This window comes from Streptomyces sp. CO7, assembly GCF_053474865.1.
This window is the reverse complement of the sequence record NZ_JBRIOU010000008.1, coordinates 152,569-167,690: the sequence shown is the minus strand read 5'-3', so window position 1 is coordinate 167,690 and position 15,122 is coordinate 152,569. Positions and strand designations below refer to the sequence as shown.

Here is a 15,122-nt window from a genome sequence, read left to right as displayed (position 1 = left end):
GTGCGGGGCCAGGGACGCCCACCGGGGGCATCCCCGCGCCCGCTGCGGGGCCGGCCGGAGGCCAGGCGCCGCTCGGCTGCTGGTCGCGGTAGAGGTTGGCGAAGGCGTCCTGGTTCTGACCCGCCGAGGGGGCACCACTCACCAGCTCGTCGACGCCGACGTAGGGGGAGCGGTCGTCCGAGGACGACCGGGCGCCTGCCGGTGCCTGGCCGGGTGCCGGAGCCCAGACCCGCGGGTCCGGAGCCCGGGGCGGCTCGGGCGCCTGCGGACCCTCCTGCGAGGCGTGTGCCTCAGGTGTCACCTGCGGCCGCGCGGAAGCGTCGTAGAGCTCTTCGCCGGCGGGATCCTGCGCGGACAGGTCCTGACCACGGTAGGGGTCCTGGTCGTAGGCGTCCTGGAAGTACAGGTCCGCAGGCGGCTGCGGAGGCACCTGCCCGTGCTCGGTCGGCGGCACCCCGGGGTGGCCCGGCCCGCTCGCGGACCGGCCGCGGTCACCGTCGTACGGCGCGTTCATGGTTACCCCACCTCATGGTTTCCCGGGCCCGACCGGCCTCGACATCGCTCAACGGTCCACTTTCTCACCCGTGGCGGACGGGTCGGCGCTTTCGGCCGAGGTGTCCGGGGCCGGGTCACTCGCCTGCTCGGAGGCGTCCGGGGTCCGGCCGGACCCGTCCCCGTGCTCGGCCCCGGCGGCGGCCTCCGCGTCGCGGCGGGCCGCGGCGCGCTTGCGCTGGGTGTACATCCTGAAGCCGGCCAGCACCAGGATCAGCACGCCACCGCCGATCACCAGCATGACCGTCGCCGTCACCTCGGTGGCCCGCACCTTGAACGTGACCGACCGGCCGTAGGCCTGGCCGTCCTCGGTGTAGAGCTGGGCGATGACGGTGGACGGGCCGTTGGCGTTCGCCGAGGTGGTGAACTTCACCGAGTGGCTGCGGCTGCCGGCCACGGTGATCGGCTGCTCGTCGTACCGCTTCCCGTTGATCTCCAGACGTGTCGGGTTGGTGGAGGTCAGCCTGACCACCAGACCCTCGACGTCCTGCAGCAGGTCGTTCTTGACCGTCACCGGGATGGTGGCGCTGTGCCCGGAGAGCTTGGTCTCCGACTTGTCGATCAGCCACACACGATCGGCGAGGTCGTCCAGGTACGCCTTGACGTCGGCACGGTAGTCGCCTGCCGCCCCGGCGTGTCCCCGCCAGGAGACGGACATCGCGCGGTTCATGGCCCGGCCGAAGGGGGTCACCACGCGTTCCTTCCTGCTGAGGATGACCTTGAAGCTGTCGAGCTTCTCCTGTGTCCGTGCGATCTGCTCGAAGGCCTCCCGGGGAAGCTCCTTCTTGCGCAGTGCGGAGGGGTAGGCCGAGCGGGACGGCACCGACGAGGAGGCGCGCGGATCGGGGTCCGTTCCCGCGGTCTCCGACAGAGCCTGCGGCAGGGACCAGGATCCTTCCCGGAGGGCGGTCAGGGCCTCGGCCATGGCCTGCGCCTGGGCAGCTGACGGCGTGCGCTGCGGAGCGACGAGGATGCTGCGCTCCCGGTTGGTCTGCTGGGTGATCGCGACGCTCTGGCCGAGGAACTGCTGCACGGCCTGGGTGGAGTTCTCCGCCCGGGACAGGTCGCCCTGGAAGGCGGTCGACAGCAGCGCGTCGGCCACCACGGCGGTGGTGCCACCGCCGATGGGCCGGGCGGCGGACGGGGTGTACGACAGGCCGTCCTTCAGACTGTCGCTGCGCGCGATCACCTTGTCGGCGCCGGCCGAGGTGGCCACGTTCTTGATCGCCGGGTCGAGGGCGCCGTCGACGGGCCAGGCGTACTCCGTGGAGGCCTCCACGTGGAGGACGGTCCGTACGGTCAGGGCGGCCACGTCGGTCGCGCTCTTGAGCTGGTTCAGGGTGCCGCTGACGTTGCGGCCGTTGTGCGCGATGGAGGCCAGGTCCGGGTCCGCGAACGGCAGCGCGACGACCTCTTCGTCCTGGACCGCCGCGATGAGCTTGGACAGCCAGCGGGCCGCATCCTTCTGATGGGTGCCGCGGACGTTGCGGCCGTCCTCCCCCTTCACCTCGTAGCCGCTGTCCGCCATCACGTCGACCGTGGCCAGGAGGTCCGGGTCGACCACCCAGGTGATGTCCAGCTCGTCGCCGAGGGAGACCATGCGGTCCAGGCGGCCGCCGGGCGCGATCTCCTTGCCGAGGGAGTCGTTAAGGAACACCGGAGCCTGGTCGTCGTCGGAGGCGGTCTCGGCGGTCATGCTGACATCCGAGATCAACGGCCACAGGAAGGTCGTGCGGGTGGCGGTCCGGGTGTCCGGCTGCCAGGGCAGGACGGTCCGCCGGATGCCGAGCACCTGCTCCGCCCACGGCTGCTCAGCGGTCAGGCCCGAGACCGAGGCGCCGAACTGGTACACCCCCGCCTCGCCCAGGCTCAGTTCGTCGGCCGGGACCGTGATGGTGAAGACCTGCGAGACCTTCGGCTCGAGCCGCTCGAACCCGGCGGTGTACTTGCCGCCGACCGGATTGCCGTCCACACCCGGCTGGAACGTGGTGTGCCGGGAGACGTTGTCGATGGCCGAGCGGGTCCCCAGGGCCTGTCCCAGCCGGAGGTCCACCCGGGCCTCGGTGATCGGCTTCTTGGTGGTGTTGGTGACGGTGCCCGACACGGTCAGGGTGTCGCCCTCGGAGAGGACGCCGGGCGTCACCTTGTTCAGGGAGACCGAGACGGGACCGGAGGCGGCCTCGGCGGCCTTCGCCGTGGTCGGCGCGCTCGCCGGCGCCGCTGCCGCCTCCTCGGCGGAGGGCAGGAAGAGGAAGCCGGCCAGCAGAGGCGCCCCGGCCAGCACTGCGCCGGTGCGCCGCAACCACCGGCGGCCAGGTGAGGAACTCATCCCCTGGAAGTCTGCCGCCTGGGCCACGCGCTCGTCCGTCCCTCGTCGTCGGTGGTGGTCTTCGGTACCGGATTCTCGGCTGCCGGTCGTACGCGACCGGTCGTGGATCGTGCCGCTCGTCGGCGCCTGTCCGAGTGTGCGTCCAGGCATGGTAACGAGGTGCGAGGAGCAGATGCGCCGCGGACCGCTCCAGCACGATCAAGCTCACTGTGTGGACCGTCACCCGGGCACTCGGTAATTACTGGCGAGCGGTGCCGGGGCCGGGCCACGTACTCTTTTCTGTTGTGCCGAACGCCAATGAAGACAAGTCCCGTGCCCTGAGCCAGGCCGAGAGCCTCGCGGTCAGCGAACTGCTCCGCGTGGCTCCCGTCGCCGACGACCTAGGACGCCGATTCCAGGACGCGGGGTTCCGTCTCGCGCTGGTCGGCGGATCGGTACGGGACGCCCTGCTGGGCAGGCTGGGCAACGATCTGGACTTCACCACCGACGCCCGCCCCGAGGACGTCCTGAAGATCGTCCGGCCCTGGGCCGAGGCCGTCTGGGAGGTGGGCATCGCCTTCGGCACCGTGGGCTGCCAGAAGGACGGCTACCAGATCGAGGTCACCACCTACCGCTCGGAGGCGTACGACCGCACCTCCAGGAAGCCGGAGGTGTCCTACGGCGACTCCATCGAGCAGGACCTGGTGCGGCGGGACTTCACGGTCAACGCCATGGCGCTCGCGCTTCCGGAGCAGGAGTTCATCGACCCGCACGGAGGTCGGGAGGACCTGGCACGCCGCGTGCTGCGCACCCCGGGCACTCCCGAGGAATCCTTCTCCGACGACCCGCTGCGCATGATGCGGGCCGCGCGGTTCGCGGCGCAGCTGGACTTCGAGGTGGCGCCCGAGGTGGTCGCCGCGATGACCGACATGGCCGGCCGGATCGAGATCGTCTCGGCCGAGCGGGTCCGGGACGAGCTCAACAAACTGATCCTCTCCGCACAGCCGCGTAAGGGCCTCACGCTGCTGGTGGACACCGGCCTTGCCGACCATGTGCTGCCCGAGCTCCCGGCGCTGCGCCTGGAGCGGGACGAGCACCACCGGCACAAGGACGTCTACGACCACACGCTGATCGTGCTGGAGCAGGCCATCGACCTGGAGGAGGACGGCCCCGACCTGGTCCTCCGGCTCGCCGCGCTGCTCCACGACATCGGCAAGCCGCGCACCCGCCGCTTCGAGCAGGACGGCAGGGTCTCCTTCCACCACCACGAGGTGGTGGGTGCCAAGATGACCAAGAAGCGCATGACAGCGCTGAAGTACCCGAACGAGATGGTGAAGGACGTCTCCCGCTTGGTCGAACTCCACCTTCGCTTCCACGGGTACGGGACCGGCGAGTGGACCGACTCCGCGGTGCGCCGCTACGTCCGCGACGCGGGCCCTCTCCTCGAGCGCCTGCACAAGCTGACCCGCTCGGACTGCACCACCCGGAACAAGCGGAAGGCGACCGCGCTGTCGCGCGCCTACGACGGGCTCGAGGAGCGCATCGCCCAACTGCAGGAGCAGGAGGAGCTGGACTCGATCCGTCCGGACCTCGACGGCAACCAGATCATGGAGATCCTGGGTGTCGGCCCCGGGCCGGTGATCGGGCAGGCCTACACGTTCCTGTTGGAGCTTCGTCTCGAGAACGGGCCGATGGAGCACGACGCCGCCGTGGCAGCGCTCAAGGAATGGTGGGCCGACCAGAACTGAGTAGGCCCGACCCTCGGCCGATCACGTTTCACGTGAAACATCGGTGACCGGGGCGGGTGGCGAGATGATGGAGTGATGGGCGATGTTTCACGTGAAACATCGCCCATCACGCGTCCGAGGGCCGCGTCCGGCCCGGTGCCCGGCCGGCGAGTCGCAGCAGGACCAGTGTGGTGAGGCCGTAAAGCGCCGCCACGGTGAGGACCAGGGACACGGAGCGGCCGTCGTGCGGCAGCATCAGTGCTGCCAGCCCGGCCGCGGCGACGAACGCGACGTTGAAGAGGACGTCGTACAGGGAGAAGATCCGGCCCCGGAACTTGTCCTCGGTGTGGGACTGCACCACCGTGTCGGTCGAGATCTTCGCGCCCTGGGTGACAAGCCCCAGGACGAAGGCGGCCACCAGGACGGACGTCGGACGGAACGGCAGGACCAGTGCCGGTGCGAGCACGGTGGCACTTCCGGCGCAGATCGTCATCCAGCGCATCGGTCCCAGTCGACCTGCCACCGAAGGGGTGATCACCGCGGCGGCGAAGAAGCCGGCTCCCGATACCGCGACTGCCACACCCAGCAGCGCCAAGCCGTCCCGGGTGCCTCCCACGGTCGTCTCGTCGTTCCAGGTGTGACGGCACAGCATCAACACCATCACCGTCTGGGCGCCGTAGCAGAAGCGCATCAGTGTCATCGCGACCAACGCCCAGGCCGTCTGCCGCCTCGCGGGTTCCCTGAGGTGCCGAAGCCCGTCGGCCAGCCCACGGGCGGTGCCGCTGACCGCCTGGCGCATCTTCGGGGCGGTGACCCCGTTGCGGTCCGGCCCCAGTAGGGAGGGCGCCATCCGGAGCGAGGCGAGCGCGGCGCAGAGGTAGAGAGCGGCGCCCAGCAACACCACCACGGCATCCGAGTCCGCGCCGGCCAGGCGGACCACGAAGGCCAGACCACCGCCGAGGGTGGCCGCCAGGGTGCCCGCCGTGGGGGTCAGGGAGTTGGCCGTGACCAACTGCCCGCCGTCGACGACCCGGGGCAGGGAGGCCGAGAGGCCGGCCAGGACGAAGCGGTTGACCGCCGTCACGCACAGCGCGGAGGCGTAGAACAGCGGCCCGGGCGCACCGCCCAGCATCAGGAACGCGGTCACCAGGGCGAGCAGTGCGCGCAACAGGCTGCCGAACAGGAGGACCTGACGGCGGCGCCACCGGTCGAGGAGGACCCCGGCGAACGGACCGACGAACGAATACGGAAGGAGCAGCACGGCCATGGCGGAGGCGATGGCCGCCGCCGAGGTCTGCTGTTCGGGGGAGAAGACGACGTAGGTGGCGAGCGCCACCTGGTAGACGCCGTCCGCCGCCTGCGAGAGCAGTCGTACACCGAGCAGGCGTCGGAAGTCCCGCAGGCGGAGCAGGACGGACAGGTCGCGTACAGCGGACATGGCGCTCAGCCTCACATACGCAGGCCCGCGAACGGGGGGAGGGGCCCCGGGCGACATGCCCGGGGCCCCTCCTGAGTCCCTGTGGTGCTCCCGCCGGCTATCCCGGCGAGGGGACGGGTGTCAGCGCTCGATCTCACCCGCGATGAACTTCTCGACGCTGGTGCGGGCCTCGTCGTCGAAGTACTGGACCGGCGGGGACTTCATGAAGTAGCTCGACGCGGAGAGGATCGGGCCACCGATGCCCCGGTCCTTGGCGATCTTCGCAGCGCGCAGGGCGTCGATGATGACACCCGCCGAGTTCGGGGAGTCCCAGACCTCGAGCTTGTACTCCAGGTTCAGCGGAACGTCACCGAAGGCGCGGCCCTCGAGGCGGACGTACGCCCACTTGCGGTCGTCCAGCCAGGCCACGTAGTCGGACGGGCCGATGTGAACGTTCTTCTCGCCGAGGTCCCGGTCGGGGATCTGCGAGGTGACGGCCTGCGTCTTGGAGATCTTCTTCGACTCGAGGCGGTCGCGCTCGAGCATGTTCTTGAAGTCCATGTTGCCGCCGACGTTCAGCTGCATGGTGCGGTCCAGGACCACGCCGCGGTCCTCGAACAGCTTCGCCATCACGCGGTGCGTGATGGTGGCGCCGACCTGGGACTTGATGTCGTCGCCGACGATCGGGACACCGGCCTCGGTGAACTTGTCCGCCCACTCCTTGGTGCCGGCGATGAAGACCGGGAGGGCGTTGACGAAGGCGACCTTGGCGTCGATGGCGCACTGGGCGTAGAAGCGGGCCGCGTCCTCGGAACCGACGGGCAGGTAGCAGACCAGCACGTCGACCTTCTGGTCCTTGAGGACCTGGACGACGTCGACCGGCTCCTCGGCGGACTCCTCGATGGTCTCGCGGTAGTACTTGCCGAGGCCGTCGAGGGTGTGACCACGCTGGACCGTGACACCGGTGCGCGGCACGTCACAGATCTTGATGGTGTTGTTCTCGGAGGCGCCGATGGCGTCGGCGAGGTCGAGGCCGACCTTCTTGGTGTCGACGTCGAAGGCCGCGACGAACTCCACGTCACGGACGTGGTACTCGCCGAACTGCACGTGCATCAGGCCAGGCACCTTGGACGCCGGGTCGGCGTCCTTGTAGTACTCGACGCCCTGCACCAGCGAGGCGGCGCAGTTGCCCACGCCGACGATGGCTACGCGAACCGAACCCATTGCGGTGGCTCCCTGTGTGTACTCGGTGAAACCCTGTGGCTTCACGTGTTGTTGTCTTCGGGCGTCTCGGGCGGGGTGTCGACCCCACGCCGGGTCTGGCCGCCCGTCGCTCCGGATGACGTGTCCTGCTGAGCGGAACCGGAGGACGGCGACCGCTTCTGGTCGCGCCCGGCCCGCTCGCTCTCGATGAGCTCGTTCAGCCAGCGCACTTCGCGCTCCACGGACTCCATGCCGTGGCGCTGGAGCTCAAGGGTGTAGTCGTCGAGGCGTTCCCGCGTGCGCGCGAACGAGGCGCGCATCTTCTCCAGGCGCTCCTCGAGACGGCTGCGCCGGCCTTCCAGCACGCGCATGCGCACGTCCCGTGAGGTCTGCCCGAAGAAGGCGAACCGGGCCGCGAAGGTCTCGTCCTCGTAGGAGTCGGGTCCTGTCTGCGAGAGCAGTTCCTCGAACCGCTCCTTACCTTCTGCCGTCAGCCGGTAGACGATCTTGGCGCGGCGCCCGGTGAGGGGGGCTGCCAGGGCGTCCACGGGCTCGGCCGAGGGTTCCTCGATCAACCAGCCGTTTGCGACCAGCGTCTTGAGGCATGGGTAGAGGGTTCCGTAACTGAAGGCGCGGAATACGCCCAGCGACGTGTTGAGCCGTTTGCGCAGCTCGTAGCCGTGCATCGGGGACTCGCGGAGCAGACCGAGAACGGCGAACTCGAGGATTCCGGCACGCCGGCTCATCGTCGCCTCCTCTCTGCCGCGGACTGTCGGGTCGGCAGTTTATGTTCCCCCGATGTATCGAGTCGATACATCCGAACGATAGGTCCGCCTCGGGCGGCGTACAAGTGCGGTCTCGGTGAGCGGCGTCACATCACCGATTCAGGTGGTAGCGCTATGCGTTGTTCGTGCGTGAGAACCCGATTTGGCGCTGTTCGGCGATGCGTAGTCTGTGCGGCATGCAATCCGCCGGGAACCAAGTGACGTCCGTGATACGTCCACGTCCCAGGTGTAGTACGGCTGATCGAGTGACCGTCGGCCGTACGTCGGGGGGACCGGAAACCAGCCGCTGTTTCCAGGCGCTCATGTGTGCGCCTGCCCGAGGAGTAATCGTTCGATGAGCGAGCACCGTCGCAAACCGCCACAGCCGCAGGGAGGCGGACGTGCCGCGGCCCGACGCGCCCAGTCCGGTTCGTCCTCCGGCCGCCGTGCGGCTCCGAGAGGAGCCACCAACTCCTCCGTCGGCTCGTACTACGGGCCTGACGCGGAGGAGCGTCCGTACGGCGGACGCGCGGAGGCCCGCCGGGCCGCGCAGAGGTCCGGTGGCGCCGGAGGGGCCGGAGGAAGCCGCCGCAGGGCGGCACCCCCGGAGGGGCGGCGTGGCCGCAACGCGTCAAAGGACCGTTTCATCGACTACCCGCGTGCGGGGAAGTACGGCGCTGCCCGGTGGGTGCCCTCGTGGCGCCTGGTCACCGGCGCGTTCGTCGCGTTCTTCGCCGGCCTGATGCTGGTCGGCGGCATCGGGTACGCCATGGTGGAGGTCCCCGACCAGGACAAGGCCGCGATCGCGGAGACCAATGTCTACTACTGGGCCGACGGGTCCCGAATGGCGTCCACGGGTGGTGGCACCACCCGCCAGAACGTGGAGATCGACGACATCCCGCCCGCGCTGCGACACGCGGTGATCGCAGCCGAGAACGCCTCCTTCGAGGACGACCGGGGCGTCGACCCGATGGGCATCGCCCGGGCGCTCTTCAACATGGCCAAGGGCGACGAGGTGCAGGGTGGTTCGACCATCACCCAGCAGTTCGTGAAGAACACCTACCTGGACCAGAGTCAGACCCTGACGCGTAAGTTCAAGGAGCTGTTCATCTCCATAAAGGTCGGCTCGAAGATGTCGAAGGACCAGATCCTCGCGGGCTACCTGAACACCGCCTACTACGGGCGGAACGCCTACGGCGTCCAGGCAGCATCGCTGGCCTACTTCGACAAGGAGGCCAAGAAGCTCAGCCCGGAGGAGTGCGTCTTCCTGGCCTCGGTGCTCAAGGGTCCGAACCTCTACAGCCCGGACGGCGGATCCGGAGACAACGCGACTCCGGAGAAGAACCGCGTGCGCGCCGAGGAGCGCTGGAACTGGATCCTGGGTCGCATGGTCGAGGTCGGCCGGATGACACCGGCCGAGCGGAGCAAGATCGGCGACTTCCCCAAGCTGAAGAAGCGCCCCACCACGGACCTCCCCGGCCAGAAGGGCTACCTGGTCGACATCGCGAAGACGTATGTGGCCAAGACCGCCGGTATCTCCGCGGACGAGCTGGACAAGCGGGGTGGTTACAAGATCTACACCACCTTCGACAAGGACCGCGTGAGGGAGCTGGAGAAGGCCGTCGAGAAGTCGCGCAAGACACTGCTCGACGAGAAGGACCGTCCGAAGACCGACACCCACGTGCAGTTCGGTGGCGCCTCCATCGACCCTGACAGCGGGGCCATCGTGGCCGTCTACGGTGGTGACGGCTTCGACAAGAACCACTTCACCAACAACGCCAACACCTCGGGTGTGCCGGTCGGCTCGACCTGGAAGCCCTTCGTGCTGGCGTCGGCCATGGAATACGGCACGATCCACACCGACGGTAAGCCGCTTTCGCCGCAGAGCCTCTACCAGGGCAACGACCTCACGGTCATCAAGGACCAGAACGGCCAGCCTCTGCTGAACGACAGGAACCAGCCGTTCAAGCAGAAGAACGAAGGCACCACCCCCTGGGGCATGATCACGCTCGAGGAGGCCATGGAGCATTCGGTCAACGTGCCCTTCGTCCAACTGGGCATCGACGTGGGGCTCGACAACACCCGCAAGACCGCCATGGACCTCGGCATCCTCAAGGAGAGCTTCGACTCGGGCAACATGAACAACGCCTCGTTCTCCCTGGGTACCTCCACCCCCAGCGCGATCCGCATGGCGGACGCCTACGCGGGCTTCGCCGCCTCCGGTGAGCACTACGAGCCGTTCTCGGTGAAGAAGGTCGTGGACGGAGCCGGCCGTACACTTCCCGGCTTCAAACCCCCGGAGAAGGAGGAGGGGATCGAGCCGGAGGTCGCGGACAATGTGACCAAGGTGCTGGAGAACGTGGTCCAGAACGGTACGGCCAAGGCGCTGGCGGACCTTCCGTTCGAGAACGCAGGCAAGACGGGTACGACCGACCAGAACAAGTCCGCCTGGTACGTCGGGTACACCACGGAACTCTCCACGGCCGTGGCGATGTTCCGGACCAACCCGAAGGACAAGGAACTCCTCTCCATGAACGGAGTGGGCGGCAAGACGTCCATCCACGGTGGTGACATCCCCGCCGAGGTGTGGAAGGAGTACATGTCCGTCGCCAGCCAGGACAAGGACTACAAGCCGAAGCCCTTCCCGGACCCGGCGCCGCTGGGGACGGTCTACAACCCCTCCCCGAGCCCGGAGCCGAGTGCCACGGAGTCCGCGCCGGAGGAGGAGGAGAAGAAGGACGACCGGCCGAAGCCCAGCAAGCCGGCCGAGCCCTCGTCGAGCTGTCAGCCGTTCGACTTCGAGTGCATGGGCGCCGGGGGGAACACCACCGACGGCCAGACCACCGACGGCGGAACCTTCGGCGGCACGGACACCGGCGGCACCGATACCGGTACGACCACCGACGGCACGACCGGCGGTGAGACCGATACCGGCACGGTGAGTGAAGGAACGGTCTTCGGCAGTACCAACACCGGTGGTGGAAACGGAAGAGGCGGAACCACCGGATAGCGACGGAATCGGGCGTCACGTCCGTTTCACGTGAAACATGGGCCGCCGCACCTCCGGGTGCGGCGGCCCTCGCCCTTTTCCGGCGCGGGTACGGCAGGATGTGCGCCATGCCGAGCGCAGAGACGATGCACGAGAGCACTCCCGAGCCGGGGACCGGAGCCACCATGGCGCGGGTCGCGACGGAGCCCGTGGCGCCGACCCGCGAGGACCCGGTGGCCGCGTCGGGCAGTGCCTTCCTGGGCGGGCCCCTGGGCCGGCACACGCTGACCGGCGCCTCCTGGTGGTCGCCGGTACGCATCGTGGTGCTGGTGGCGATGGTGGTCTTCGCCCTGGGGCTGATCCAGAAGGCGCCCTGCTACAACGGCGGCTGGTTCTTCGGCGCCGGGGCCCAGTACACCCATGCCTGCTACTCCGACATCCCGCACCTGTACCACGCGCGCGGCTTCGCCGAGGGGCTGGTCCCTTACTTCGACCGGCTGCCGGGGGACATGGAGTACCTCGAATACCCGGTGCTCACCGGCGTCTTCATGCAGGTTGCCGCCTGGCTGACCCCGGACGGCGGCAGCTACCAGGACCTGGGACAGAACTACTGGATGGTCAACGCCGGCATGCTGATGGTGTGCGCCGCGGTGATCGCCGTCTGCACCGTCCGTACCCACGCCCGGCGGCCCTGGGACGGCCTGCTGGTCGCTCTGGCGCCGGCCTTCGCGCTGACCGCCACCATCAACTGGGACCTCCTGGCCGTCGCCCTGACGTCCGCGGCGATGCTGATGTGGGCGCGGTCCCGACCGCTGGCGTTCGGAGTCCTGCTCGGTCTGGCCACGGCCGCGAAGCTCTACCCGGTCTTCCTGCTGGTCCCGTTGCTCGCTCTCTGCTGGCGTGCCGGACGTCTGCGGGCGTACGGGACCGCGGTGGCCGGCGCGGCGGGCGCCTGGCTGGTGGTGAACCTGCCGGTGATGGTCTTCTCCTTCGAGGGCTGGTCGAAGTTCTACCGCTTCAGCCAGGAGCGCTCGGTCGACTTCGGCTCGTTCTGGCTGATCCTCGACCAGCGCACCGATCTGAACCTCGCTCCGGCGGTGGTGAACCCGATCGCCCTCGTCCTGACCGTCGCGGCGCTCGCCGGAGGGGTGGCGCTGGTCGTGGCGGCTCCCAGGCGGCCCCGCTTCGCCCAGCTGGCCTTCCTGGCTGTCGCTGCCTTCATCCTGACCAACAAGGTCTACTCGCCGCAGTACGTGCTCTGGCTGGTCCCCCTGGCAGCCCTGGCGCGCCCGCGGTGGCGTGACTTCCTGATCTGGCAGGCCTGCGAGGTCACGTACTACCTGGGCATCTGGATGTACCTCGCGTTCACCAGCGGTGGTGACAAGGCGAAGGGACTCCCGCTGGAGGGGTACCAGTTCGCGATCGTCGTCCACCTGGTGGGGACGCTCTTCCTCTGCGCCATGGTCGTCCGCGACATCCTGCACCCGGAGGCGGATCCGGTGCGGCGATCGGGCGACGACGACCCCTCGGGCGGCGTGCTGGACGGAGCGCCCGACGCCGTGGCTCTGCGCGGCCGGTCCGGGCCGTCGGACGAGCCGGGACCCGCAAGGCTCGACGAGCACGACGGGACGGACGGGTCCGGCGAGCCCGGCGCCTCCGGCGACGGGGATGGGGACGGCAACCGCGACTCCACGGACGCCTGGGGCGACGTGGACGGTGAAGACCCATGGAAGTACCGCGGCGGCCCTCTCCGGAAGGAGAAGGCCGCCGGGGGGCGGAGCGACGGCTGAGGACGCCGCAGGCCGCTCAGTTGTCCACGAGGCGGTCGAACTGGGTGGTCGTGTGGCGCAGGTGGGCGACGAGCTCGTCGCCCACCGTGGGCTCGGGGGCATCCGCCGGCACGAAGAGGATGGACACCTGCATGTGCGGCGGCTCGGCGAACCACCGCTGCTTGCCCGCCCACACGAAGGGCGACAGATTGCGGTTGACCGTCGCCAGGCCGGCCCGCGCCACGCCCTTGGCCCGGGGCATCACACCGTGCAGCGCCTTCGGCGCCTCCAGGCCGACGCCGTGCGAGGTGCCGCCGGCCACGACCACCAGGTAGCCGTCCGAGGCGGCCTTCTGCTGGCGGTAGCCGAACCGGTCCCCCTTGGAGACCCGCGTGACGTCCAGGACGGCGCCGCGGTACTCGGTCGCCTCGTGGTCACCGAGCCACAGCCGGGTCCCGATCCGTGCCCGGAAGCGCGTCTGCGGGAACTGCTGCTGCAGCCGGGCGAGTTCGTCCGCCTTGAGGTGGCTGACGAACATGGTGTGCAGCGGCAGGCGGGCGGCCCGGAGGCGGTCCATCCACCCGATGACCTCCTCGACGGCGTCCGAGCCGTCGGTGCGGTCCAGGGGGAGGTGGAGCGCGAAGCCCTCCAGGCGGACGTTCTCTATGGCGGCGTGCAGCTGCGAGAGTTCCGCCTCGCTGACACCGTGGCGCTTCATCGAGGACATCACCTCGATGACCACCCGCGCCCCCACGAGGCCGTAGACCCCGTCCACCGAGGAGACCGACCGGATGACCCGGTCGGGCAGCGGGACAGGCTCCTCGCCGCGCCGGAAGGGCGTCAGGACCAGCAGGTCACCGCCGAACCAGTCCTTGAGCTTGGCCGCCTCGTAGGTGGTGCCGGTGGCGAGGACGTCGGAGCCCAGCCGGGTCGCCTCCTCGGCCAGGCGCTCGTGACCGAAGCCGTAACCGTTCCCCTTGCAGACGGGGACGAGGCCGGGGAACGAATCCTGCACGTGCTTGTGGTGTGCCCGCCAGCGCGCGGAGTCGACGTAGAGCGTGAGCGCCATGGCCGGTCCGGACCCTTTCTCGTGGCTTCGGGTGAAGTGTGGAGCGTCGCGGCCGCCCGCGGCGGCCTCAGCTGACTATGGAAGCAAACACCGCGGAGGTCAGCGGCGCGACATGTAGATGTCGAGAGCCTTGTGGAGCAGCTTGTTGAGCGGGAAGTCCCACTCGCCCAGGTACTCCGCGGCCTGGCCGCCGGTGCCCACCTTGAACTGGATGAGGCCGAAGAGGTGGTCCGTCTCGTCCAGCGAGTCGGAGATGCCCCGCAGGTCGTAGACGGTGGCGCCCAGGGCGTAGGCGTCCCGGAGCATCCGCCACTGCATGGCGTTGGAGGGGCGGAACTCGCGGCCGATGTTGTCGGAGGCTCCGTAGGAGTACCAGACGTGTCCGCCGACGATCAGCATGGTCGCCGCGGAGAGGTTCACCCCGTCCTTGCGGGCGAAGTACAGCCGCATGCGGTTGGGGTCCTCGGCGTTGAGCGCCGTCCACATGCGCTGGAAGTAGGAGAGCGGACGCGGCCGGAAGTGGTCGCGGACGGCGGTGATCTCGTAGAGCCGCTGCCACTCCTCCAGATCCTGGTAGCCGCCCTGCACGACCTCCACGCCGGCCTTCTCGGCCTTCTTGATGTTGCGGCGCCAGAGCTGGTTGAAGTTCTTGTGCACGTCCTCCAGGGACCGGTTCTCGAGCGGCACCTGGTAGACGTACCGGGGCTGCACGTCGCCGAAGCCGGCGCCGCCGTCCTCACCCTGCTGCCAGCCCATGCGGCGCAGCTTGTCGGCGACCTCGAAGGCGCGCGGCTCGATGAAGTCGGGCTCGATGTCCCGCAGCCGCTTCACCTCGGTGTCCTGGATGCCCTTCTTGATGGAGGGGGCGTCCCAGCGGCGGATGATCACCGGCGGGCCCATTTTCACCGAGAAGGCGCCCTGGGCCTTCAGGTGGGCCAGCATGGGCTCCAGCCAGTCGGTCAGGTTGGGGGCGAACCAGTTGATGACCGGGCCTTCGGGCAGGTAGGCCAGGTAGCGCTTGATCTTCGGGAGCTGCCGGTACAGGACCAGACCGGCGCCGACCAGCTCGCCCGTGCGGTCGTCGAACCAGCCGAGGTTCTCCGAGCGCCACTCGGACTTCACATCCGCCCACGCCGGTACCTGCATGTGGCTCGCCGAGGGCAGACTCTGGATGTATGCCAGATGCTGTTCTCGGCTGATCGTCCTCAGGGTCAGGCTCATTCGGGGCGCTCCTCGGGCTGGCGTGTCCCCACATGTAGGGGCTCCGGCTCTCGCGCCGAAGCCTACTGTGCCAGCCGAACGTACTGACGGACACGTACGGAGT

The 15,122-nt window shown here is 69.1% G+C and carries 9 protein-coding genes and 1 pseudogene; 3 read left to right on the top strand and 7 right to left on the bottom strand.

The window, feature by feature from the left end; all coding sequences use genetic code 11:
- A pseudogene (locus ACOV8S_RS25650) lies at positions 1-514 on the bottom strand (murein biosynthesis integral membrane protein MurJ); the annotation flags it as partial.
- A gap of 48 nt (positions 515-562) precedes the next feature.
- Entirely contained in the window at positions 563-2,908 is a 2,346-nt protein-coding gene (locus ACOV8S_RS25645) for a DUF6049 family protein (protein WP_448320607.1), read from the bottom strand.
- Positions 2,909-3,165: 257 nt separating this feature from the next.
- Here ACOV8S_RS25645 and ACOV8S_RS25640 point away from each other — a divergent pair, with 257 nt between their 5' ends.
- Positions 3,166-4,608 (top strand): CCA tRNA nucleotidyltransferase, encoded by a 1,443-nt coding sequence (locus tag ACOV8S_RS25640; protein ID WP_448320605.1) that lies wholly within the window; start codon positions 3,166-3,168, stop codon positions 4,606-4,608.
- Between the two features lie 106 nt (positions 4,609-4,714).
- Here ACOV8S_RS25640 and ACOV8S_RS25635 read toward each other — a convergent pair whose 3' ends face one another.
- The 3 genes from ACOV8S_RS25635 to ACOV8S_RS25625 form a co-directional block, all read right to left on the bottom strand.
- Complete coding sequence (locus ACOV8S_RS25635; protein WP_448320603.1) at positions 4,715-6,025, bottom strand: MFS transporter; 1,311 nt, start codon at positions 6,023-6,025, stop codon at positions 4,715-4,717.
- 120 nt (positions 6,026-6,145) lie between these two features.
- Positions 6,146-7,228, bottom strand: coding sequence for an inositol-3-phosphate synthase (locus tag ACOV8S_RS25630; protein WP_448320602.1), 1,083 nt, complete (start codon positions 7,226-7,228; stop codon positions 6,146-6,148).
- A 41-nt stretch (positions 7,229-7,269) separates the two neighbouring features.
- Positions 7,270-7,953: a PadR family transcriptional regulator gene (locus ACOV8S_RS25625; protein ID WP_108956435.1), complete on the bottom strand. Its 684-nt coding sequence runs from the start codon at positions 7,951-7,953 to the stop codon at positions 7,270-7,272.
- Between the two features lie 373 nt (positions 7,954-8,326).
- On the opposite strand from ACOV8S_RS25625, the gene ACOV8S_RS25620 reads away from it, so the two are divergent.
- Both ACOV8S_RS25620 and ACOV8S_RS25615 read left to right on the top strand, forming a co-directional pair.
- On the top strand, positions 8,327-10,981 hold the full coding sequence (locus tag ACOV8S_RS25620; RefSeq protein ID WP_448320600.1) for a transglycosylase domain-containing protein: 2,655 nt from the start codon (positions 8,327-8,329) through the stop codon (positions 10,979-10,981).
- Positions 10,982-11,079: 98 nt separating this feature from the next.
- Positions 11,080-12,750, top strand: coding sequence for a glycosyltransferase family 87 protein (locus ACOV8S_RS25615; protein ID WP_448320599.1), 1,671 nt, complete (start codon positions 11,080-11,082; stop codon positions 12,748-12,750).
- 16 nt (positions 12,751-12,766) lie between these two features.
- Here ACOV8S_RS25615 and ACOV8S_RS25610 read toward each other — a convergent pair whose 3' ends face one another.
- Both ACOV8S_RS25610 and ACOV8S_RS25605 read right to left on the bottom strand, forming a co-directional pair.
- Complete coding sequence (locus tag ACOV8S_RS25610) at positions 12,767-13,798, bottom strand: alanine racemase (RefSeq protein ID WP_351113753.1); 1,032 nt, start codon at positions 13,796-13,798, stop codon at positions 12,767-12,769.
- Between the two features lie 99 nt (positions 13,799-13,897).
- A complete protein-coding gene (locus ACOV8S_RS25605; RefSeq protein WP_382553390.1) occupies positions 13,898-15,019 on the bottom strand; it encodes a lipid II:glycine glycyltransferase FemX in 1,122 nt (373 codons plus the stop codon).
- Between the last annotated feature and the right edge of the window lie 103 nt (positions 15,020-15,122).

Bases quoted from the DNA above. Each gene is read 5' to 3' on its own strand.
- ACOV8S_RS25625 (WP_108956435.1), bottom strand. From the start codon at position 7,953: ATGAGCCGGCGTGCCGGAATCCTCGAGTTCGCCGTTCTCGGTCTGCTC.
- ACOV8S_RS25615 (WP_448320599.1), top strand. From the start codon at position 11,080: ATGTGCGCCATGCCGAGCGCAGAGACGATGCACGAGAGCACTCCCGAG.
- ACOV8S_RS25635 (WP_448320603.1), bottom strand. From the start codon at position 6,025: ATGTCCGCTGTACGCGACCTGTCCGTCCTGCTCCGCCTGCGGGACTTC.
- ACOV8S_RS25610 (WP_351113753.1), bottom strand. From the start codon at position 13,798: ATGGCGCTCACGCTCTACGTCGACTCCGCGCGCTGGCGGGCACACCAC.
- ACOV8S_RS25630 (WP_448320602.1), bottom strand. From the start codon at position 7,228: ATGGGTTCGGTTCGCGTAGCCATCGTCGGCGTGGGCAACTGCGCCGCC.
- ACOV8S_RS25620 (WP_448320600.1), top strand. From the start codon at position 8,327: ATGAGCGAGCACCGTCGCAAACCGCCACAGCCGCAGGGAGGCGGACGT.
- ACOV8S_RS25605 (WP_382553390.1), bottom strand. From the start codon at position 15,019: ATGAGCCTGACCCTGAGGACGATCAGCCGAGAACAGCATCTGGCATAC.